We start from the raw sequence: 6,811 nt of genomic DNA, 5'->3' as shown, positions 1-6,811 counted from the left end.
GAGCCAAGTGCCGCCAGGTGACACCATGTCGTGCTTCGTCAGCTTCGGGGACAAAAGCTGGGACAGCCTCAAATACTTTTTTCAAACTCAGGACTTTGATTTTTTGTTTTTGTCCCAAAGAGCGCAGCGGGGCGCCTTAGGAGGCTCGATAGCGCTGAAAACGCCCGTTTTGAAACTCAACCGCCCTTTAACCCGCAAGCCGCCAGCTGCAATCGTAGGTGAATTAACGCAGGTGGCTTGCGCGACATTCGCAAAACCCCAGGTCGCAGGGCTTCGCCATCGGCGGGAAAGGTGAGTAGTCTCGGGTGGCTTGCTTATAAGTTAGTGAAATCCTGAAACGTGACAAGACTTATTACACGAATGATGTCGCCAGCTTCGGGATTGCCTCGTCGTCATAATATCCTTTGAGCTAACGAGGATGCCAGCTACGGGGTTGTCGATTTTCTGATGCATTAATAACCAGGCAAAGTCGGATAATCATATGAGCGGAGAGCACAAAAAGATAGCAGCTCATTAAGACAAATATCCTTGGCAGAATGCACTCCGGTGACTAGGATGACGACAGATGAACGAGGAGGACAGAACGATGCCATTACTCAGCGAGCGGTCGCTCGAATCTATTGCAAAGATGTTCGTGGGCGACGAAGGAGAGCTGTTCCACTACTTGTCGGGCCCTCAAATAGTGACATTCTTCAATGACCATTTTGACTTCCGGGACATCTACCAAGGTGGCAACGCTCCTACCAGATGGAGATACGCCGCCGGAAAGATAGCCAGTGTTGCGTCGAGCGGCCGTCTCGATCGTTTTTTCTCAATCGTTCTTGGATTCAAGTATATGGTCAGTACTTTTGGCTGCGATGAAATCGAAGCCCGAGAAAGGGCGGACAAAGCGAAGAAACGGTTCAACCAAGTACTAATCTCCGACGAGCTTGAGATAGTCGGAACAGACGGCGAGATGAAGCTTGTGGTGATTGATTCGGATCTAATCCCGATCGGGAAAGGCGGCTTTGCCGAAGCGTTCAGGCAAAAGTCAACAGGCAGAGTCCTGAAAAAGCTCATGCCCGAAGTAGCCCTTGATGCAAGAAACCGCCATCGCTTCAAGCGCGAATACGAGATAATGAATGATCTTTCGGAGCTGCCAGGGGTTCTCCGTGTCTTTGATTTCGACGAGAGCAATTGCTCCTACACGATGGAGGCCGGCGAGACCACGCTACTAGAGTTCATGGACAATCCTCTATCCGAGCAAGTCAAGATGTCCATAATCGAGCAGATAGTTGGCACCATGGCTGCCATTCACTCGCGCGGATACATTCACCGAGATCTAAGCCCCACGAATATTTTTCTACTGAGCGGCCAACTGAAGATTGCCGATTTCGGGCTTGGAAAGAACTTGAACACACTTTCATCCTACCAAACCACCAACACAAACAATTTTGGACAGTGGTTCTACTGTTCACCTGAACAGCTTGTCTATCTAAAAGATGGGGACAAAAGGAGCGATGTCTTTTCCTTGGGCAGGATTATCAACTTCGTGCTCGCCGGACATCCGACAAAAACGAATCATCGTCTTCGACCGCTGGTAGAAAAAGCAACCGCAGACGATCCGTCGAAAAGATACCAGGATGCGGCAGAGTTTTTGAGCGCGATAAAGCGAAGGTTGTCTTCGATAGCAGATGCGGACCGGGAAACGAAACTTGCGGAAAAGGCAGCACGGGGAATCCTCGACGGAGAGGTTGCCGAATGGATTCTCGAAATGACCGATGAGCAGCTGTGCTCACGGGTAGCGTCAAACCCCGCGTTCGCTAAAACGGTTGTCAAATTTACGGAAATCGACAACGGCAATGCGGCCTTTGTCATGGATGCTATCGACCAGAGCATGACGCAAGTCTGCAAGACATGGGAAGACCACGATCCATTTGCCGACATCGCAAAGTCGATTGTTTTAAGCAAGGCGCCATACGACATCAAGGAGCGTGCCTGCCAAACGCTTTCATATGTAGCATGGCAAATCAACCGTTTCCATGCCCAGCATCTGATTGAGGATATTATCACCAGCGGAATAGACCCGATGCTGGAAGACCTTCTCAACGACTCCGTGTAGATTCATTAATGCAGCGCAGGCCTGCGTTCGTCTAGGGAAAACGATACGATAGACGGCATCTTGGTTGCACCCTAGGCCGTTCACCCTTCCGCTCGCTCCCATATAGTTCGATTTCGATAAGCTGAGTCCCAACCGATGGGTGCCATTTATCCGGGTGCACCTGGGGCAACGGGCCGGTAGGCCTGCGCAAGGTCGCTCGCAGAACGCGCAACATCAAACACGACAGAAGAGGCGAACGACAGATGCCGGACTCCGGACGACAGCACCGCGGAAGACGAGCATTCCGACCACAATCGAACGAATCTCGGTCCTAGGCAGGCGCCCGCACGGGCGCCTTTTACTTTTCAGGGACTTAGCCGCGAGCTAATCGGAGACCATAGAGCACTTCAAAACGGTTCAGAACGATAATCAACAAAACCGCAGGTAGAATATGCTGTTTTAAAAATCGTCTCTTACACTCCGCAACGCTCGGAAGCGCTCCGTTCAGGATTGTTCGTAACCCCCCGACCGTCCAAACAAAGAGGCGCAGTCCAAACTTGACCTGCGCCTCTCATCAAAAAGTATTATTTGTTGTATATCAATCCAAGCATCCAAGGGATTGGCATGAGAACGGCCGCCGCCAGCAACACAGGGATGCAAGCCACGATTGCCAGCCCTCCGCCAGCTCCTCGCGAAACCGCCTCACGAGAGCATCTGGCTCACACAGCGCTGCACGGCGGCGTAGTTGGAGCCCAACCGTCGCTTGCGCTCCTCGCCGTTGCCGTAGTCGCCGTTGATGACGGTGCGTGCCAGCGCGTCGATGTCGACCTCGCCACTGCCGGACGAAGAAGAACCGCCGGAACCACCGCCGAGAGAATCCGGTTCACCTCGGCCTGCACCTCGAAGTAGCGCGAGCCCAGGGCCCGTTTACGCGCCTCGCCGTTGCCGAACTCCTCGTTGATGACGCGCCACGCCAGGCTCGCCACGTCACCCGAGGGCGCAGAGCCGCCACTGCCGGAAGACCCCGCAGCCACGGTGTCCGAAGACCCGGCGCCTCGGCAGATGCGCGGGCGCAGGGCCGCCCTGCGCCCGGCGGCGATGTAGGGCGCGGGGCAGATCTTGTCGGTCACGTCGTAGCGGCGGATGACGCCGCCCTCGGAGATGCCGTAGCGCTTCATGAGGGTCTGCACGAGCCAGGCGAGCTTGCCCGCCTCGACCTCGCTGTAGTCCTCGCTAGCGCTCACGGCCTCGATGCCGACGCTGCGGCAGTTCATGAGCCAGTTGCCGGCGTGCCAGGCGGTGTCGCCCTCGGCCACGCTCTGGTAGATCTCGTCGGTGATGTCGCCCACGAAGTAGCGGGCGGACGACCCCTGCCGCTCGTTGTGCGAGAAGTAGATCGCGTTGTTGCGGGCCGACGCCAGAGTCGCCGTGTAGTGGATCACGATGCGGTCGATGGCGTGCGAGCGCCTGCGCGTCATGCGGTCGCTGCCGCACTGCTTGAACAGGATGCTATGCCCCATTGGCGCTGACCTCCTTGAATCCCGCGTCCTCGCCCTCCTCGGGCTTGAAGTCGCTGGGCGTGTCGGGCTCGCAGCCGGGCTCGCGCAACTCCTCCCAGCGCTCCTCCTCGCTTGCGTACTCACTCATAGGAATCGCCCGCCTTTCCCAGCTCGGCAATAACGGGCGAGAGCACGGCCATCACCATGGCCACGCACAGCGCGCGCCGCGTGGGGTCGAGCACGGCCACGCCCATGAGCAGGTCGACGTTGGCCACTACGACGCCCAGGACGCCCTGGACGACCGTGCGCATAAAGCGCCACTGCCGCTCGTTGCTCGTCAGAAAACGGTTCATCTGCCGCTCCTCTCCTCAAGAGCGTCAACGTCGCGCCTGACCACGGCCATGTCCTGCTCGAGCTTGTAGGTGCGCTCGATGAGGCAGTTGTGCTTCTCAACGCGCCGCGCGAGCTCGTCAATCTTGAGCTCCATCACCGCGCGGCTTCGCGAGTTCGACGCGATCACCCCGACCTGCGTCACGACGCCGATGAGCGCCACCGCAATAGACTCCACAAGGACCTCCCAGCAGAACATGGACCAACTTCAACGGCCCCATCATCCGCTGCGGTCACAAATCAGCTGGTAGCTGAATCGCTGCTATAAAAAGCGAGGTAAAATAAGAAAAAGCACAGTAACGATTGTTCGAAAGAGTCGCTAACGGGAGGTAGAAATGGAAAGCCGGCTTTACGAGGAGGGGTACGACGAAAGTCTCTTGAGAGCTGTAGCGGCTCTTAACGAGACTCCTGCATCCACGGAAGCAATCCTGGGCCTGTTGCAAAAACACTGGGATTTGCCTCGAGGAGAAGCGGAGCAGCTGTTGTCGCAGGAACGCTACGAAGGATTCTTCCAGCGTGATTTCGCAAGATACCTGACGATGTACGAAGGCTTTTCCAAAGAAAAGGCAAGGGCATATACGACTAGCCACATGAACCTTCTGGCTCTGCGAAAAATCGAAAGGCCGTGGGCTATCGAGTACAACAGGCTTTATCGCCAGATCGAAAAGCAGAAGCCTCAAATAAAGGGGAAGGTTCACCTATCTTCCGAAATCGAGGAGTAAAGCAGTTCTCGCTACACGCCGCCGCATCCCATCGCCTAACCCACACCACGGGGGCGGCGCGCTCACCCCTGGCAGCAGCGCAGGAAGGGCGCCTGCGCAGCTGCCAGGGGTGCCATTATGCTCAGTCCCAAGCCGCTACCCGGCAGTGAGGTAGCCCGCCTGCCCCTCGCGGTCGATGTGGCACATCGCGTACGTCGTCTGCTTAGAGTCGTAGGTCGTGCCGTTGCCACCCGCGATGGCCTTGCAGTTGTAGAACGTGGAAGAGCCCGTGCACCCGCTCGGCAGCCCCCAGTCGGCATCGACCAGGATGCGCTCAAGGGCGGTGCAGGCACCGAACGTGTAGAGCATGCTAGAAAGCGACGCCAGACTCATGCCCCGCAGATCGAGCTCGGTGAGCGCGGAGCACGAGTTGAACGTACGGTTCATGTAGGCCACGCCGCGCAGGTTCGCCATGCCAGAGACCGAGGTCAGGGCGTTGCAACTGTAGAACCAGTAGTTCAGGTTCACGTTGGCGACCCTCGATGTGTCGGCGGCGATGGTCACGCGCTTCACGCTCTTGCCGAACGAAGCCCAGGGCGTCGCCTGGATCGCGGCGTACTTGGCGTTGGCGCAAAGCGTGTCGGAGGCCAGCACCTCGCGACCTGTCGCATCGGCCTTGGCGAACCCGATCTTGAGCTCGCCGTCGGCGAACAGCGTGGCGTTGAGCCAGGTGCGGACTTCGTACTCGGGGTCAGTCAGAACGCCACCCGCCCCCAGCTTGAGGACGGAGGCGCCGGAGGTCTGGAACGGCACGAAGCCGTCGGTGCCGCCCATTGAGTTCGATTTGAGTTTCACGGGCCCCGAAACGTCCCCGTTTCGGGGCCCGGGGACAAAAATCGCACGTCTACTCACTTGGGATAAATCCTTACTCCCATTCCTCCGAATACCGCCCAGTGCTTTGCCATCTTGAAACACTGGGAGTAAATAGCGAAATAGCAGGTGAAAGGGAGTAAAAGACCAAAGAAAAAGCCTCCGTCCCAACGCGGGAACGGAGGCTAGGAAATCGTTTTTACTCACCGCCGTCGCTGGTGGCTTTGCCATGACTGTCGTACGAAACGAAACTCAGCGGCACAGTGCGTCACTCAAAAGTGCAGGTCAGAACCCTATCAGCCTACTCCCACTCGACAAATTCAAGTATATGAGGAAGTATTTCTCTTGAATTTACAGGTAAAATATTCGCAAATTTGCTAATATTTTACCTGCTATTTTCGGCTGTCAATTTTCTTAGTATCAAAATACTATCACAAGAGGCTGGAAAATGCAACAGAATTATGTGGAGCTCTACATAATTCTGTAACCTTCTTTGCTGTGGTGTATCAAGTAATCTTACTGAACATATGGCGCACCTTGTCCAGGCGGCTGTTTGGACGGCGGGGCTGGATGACCGGCTCGCCGACAGCGGCCTGATACCCTTTCAGTTCTGTAAGACATACGCTCCGCCCGTTGGTGTAAAAGGCCAGATCAGTACGGTATGCCTGTATATAGCGGGCGGGAATTTCGCCAGTAAAGACAACTTCATCCTTTTTTACCTGGGCCGTTTCGATAGCGGCACAGTATTTTGGCGCATCGTGATAAGCCCTGGAAAGGTATTCCTGGGGCGCATAGAGGGTGAACGAGAGATAAGGTTCCAGCAACTGCGTTCCTGATTTCTTCAATGCCTGTTCCAATACAATCGGGGCCAATGAGCGAAAGTCCGCCGGCGTGCTGACCGGGCTATAATAAAGCCCGTATTCAAAGCAAATCTTACAGTCCGTTACGTTCCAGCCGCACAAGCCTTGTTCCAGCCCGTAACGGATACCATCCATGACAGCGTTTTGAAAACTCTGGTTCAAGTATCCCAGGGAAACCCGGCTCTCGTATTGTACACCGGAGCCAAGCGGGAGCGGCGTAACAGACAGCCCGATGGATGCCCAAAATGGGTTGGGCGGCACCTCAATATGGATAGTGTGGCTGGCTGCTTTGAGCGGCCGCTCTAAATAAATGACGGTAGGTTCCTTCACCGCTGTTTCAATCTTGTACTTTTCTGCCAGCAAAGCGGAAACAACCTCCAACTGCACCCGGCCCAAAAAAGAAAGAATGAT

The 6,811-nt window shown here is 55.8% G+C and carries 8 protein-coding genes and 2 pseudogenes; 3 read left to right on the top strand and 7 right to left on the bottom strand.

All coding sequences use genetic code 11. From position 1 onward, the window contains the following. A partial coding sequence (locus ACT8II_RS08420) for a hypothetical protein (protein WP_443813766.1) occupies nt 1–295 on the top strand: 295 nt, incomplete at its 5' end. Nucleotides 296–565: 270 nt separating this feature from the next. After that, nucleotides 566–2,101 carry a serine/threonine protein kinase gene (locus ACT8II_RS08415; protein WP_443813764.1) on the top strand — a complete coding sequence of 512 codons (1,536 nt, stop codon included), beginning with the start codon at nt 566–568 and terminating at the stop codon, nt 2,099–2,101. Between the two features lie 681 nt (nt 2,102–2,782). On the opposite strand, the gene ACT8II_RS08410 is transcribed toward ACT8II_RS08415, so the two are convergent. From ACT8II_RS08410 to ACT8II_RS08390, 5 genes and pseudogenes are all read right to left on the bottom strand, one after another. Beyond that, complete coding sequence (locus ACT8II_RS08410) at nt 2,783–2,878, bottom strand: hypothetical protein (RefSeq protein ID WP_350446096.1); 96 nt, start codon at nt 2,876–2,878, stop codon at nt 2,783–2,785. A gap of 86 nt (nt 2,879–2,964) precedes the next feature. Continuing rightward, nucleotides 2,965–3,558, bottom strand: a pseudogene (locus ACT8II_RS08405) (N-acetylmuramoyl-L-alanine amidase); the annotation flags it as partial. 31 nt (nt 3,559–3,589) lie between these two features. After that, entirely contained in the window at nt 3,590–3,727 is a 138-nt protein-coding gene (locus ACT8II_RS08400) for a hypothetical protein (protein ID WP_164473322.1), read from the bottom strand. Continuing rightward, nucleotides 3,720–3,932, bottom strand: coding sequence for an alanine racemase (locus ACT8II_RS08395; RefSeq protein ID WP_124786468.1), 213 nt, complete (start codon nt 3,930–3,932; stop codon nt 3,720–3,722). The genes ACT8II_RS08400 and ACT8II_RS08395 overlap by 8 nt, the downstream gene beginning before the upstream one ends. Further along, a complete protein-coding gene (locus tag ACT8II_RS08390; protein ID WP_250787836.1) occupies nt 3,929–4,147 on the bottom strand; it encodes a hypothetical protein in 219 nt (72 codons plus the stop codon). The genes ACT8II_RS08395 and ACT8II_RS08390 overlap by 4 nt, the downstream gene beginning before the upstream one ends. Before the next feature lie 157 nt (nt 4,148–4,304). Between ACT8II_RS08390 and ACT8II_RS08385 the strand changes: the two genes are divergently transcribed. Beyond that, nucleotides 4,305–4,691, top strand: coding sequence for a hypothetical protein (locus ACT8II_RS08385; RefSeq protein WP_124786470.1), 387 nt, complete (start codon nt 4,305–4,307; stop codon nt 4,689–4,691). A gap of 135 nt (nt 4,692–4,826) precedes the next feature. On the opposite strand, the gene ACT8II_RS08380 is transcribed toward ACT8II_RS08385, so the two are convergent. Together ACT8II_RS08380 and ACT8II_RS08375 are read right to left on the bottom strand one after the other, a co-directional pair. Then, a complete protein-coding gene (locus ACT8II_RS08380) occupies nt 4,827–5,525 on the bottom strand; it encodes a hypothetical protein (RefSeq protein ID WP_124786471.1) in 699 nt (232 codons plus the stop codon). Nucleotides 5,526–6,046: 521 nt separating this feature from the next. Then, nucleotides 6,047–6,811, bottom strand: a pseudogene (locus tag ACT8II_RS08375) (tetracycline resistance ribosomal protection protein); the annotation flags it as partial.

Origin of the sequence: Collinsella sp. (assembly GCF_052346665.1) — a bacterium.
GTDB lineage: Bacteria > Actinomycetota > Coriobacteriia > Coriobacteriales > Coriobacteriaceae > Collinsella.
Note: the sequence above shows the minus strand (reverse complement) of the source record. Positions and strands in the feature narration are given on the sequence as shown.

Excerpts from the sequence above, each read along its gene's own strand:
- ACT8II_RS08415 (WP_443813764.1), top strand. The coding sequence starts at position 566 with ATGAACGAGGAGGACAGAACGATGCCATTACTCAGCGAGCGGTCGCTC.
- ACT8II_RS08400 (WP_164473322.1), bottom strand. The coding sequence starts at position 3,727 with ATGAGTGAGTACGCAAGCGAGGAGGAGCGCTGGGAGGAGTTGCGCGAG.
- ACT8II_RS08395 (WP_124786468.1), bottom strand. The coding sequence starts at position 3,932 with ATGAACCGTTTTCTGACGAGCAACGAGCGGCAGTGGCGCTTTATGCGC.
- ACT8II_RS08385 (WP_124786470.1), top strand. The coding sequence starts at position 4,305 with ATGGAAAGCCGGCTTTACGAGGAGGGGTACGACGAAAGTCTCTTGAGA.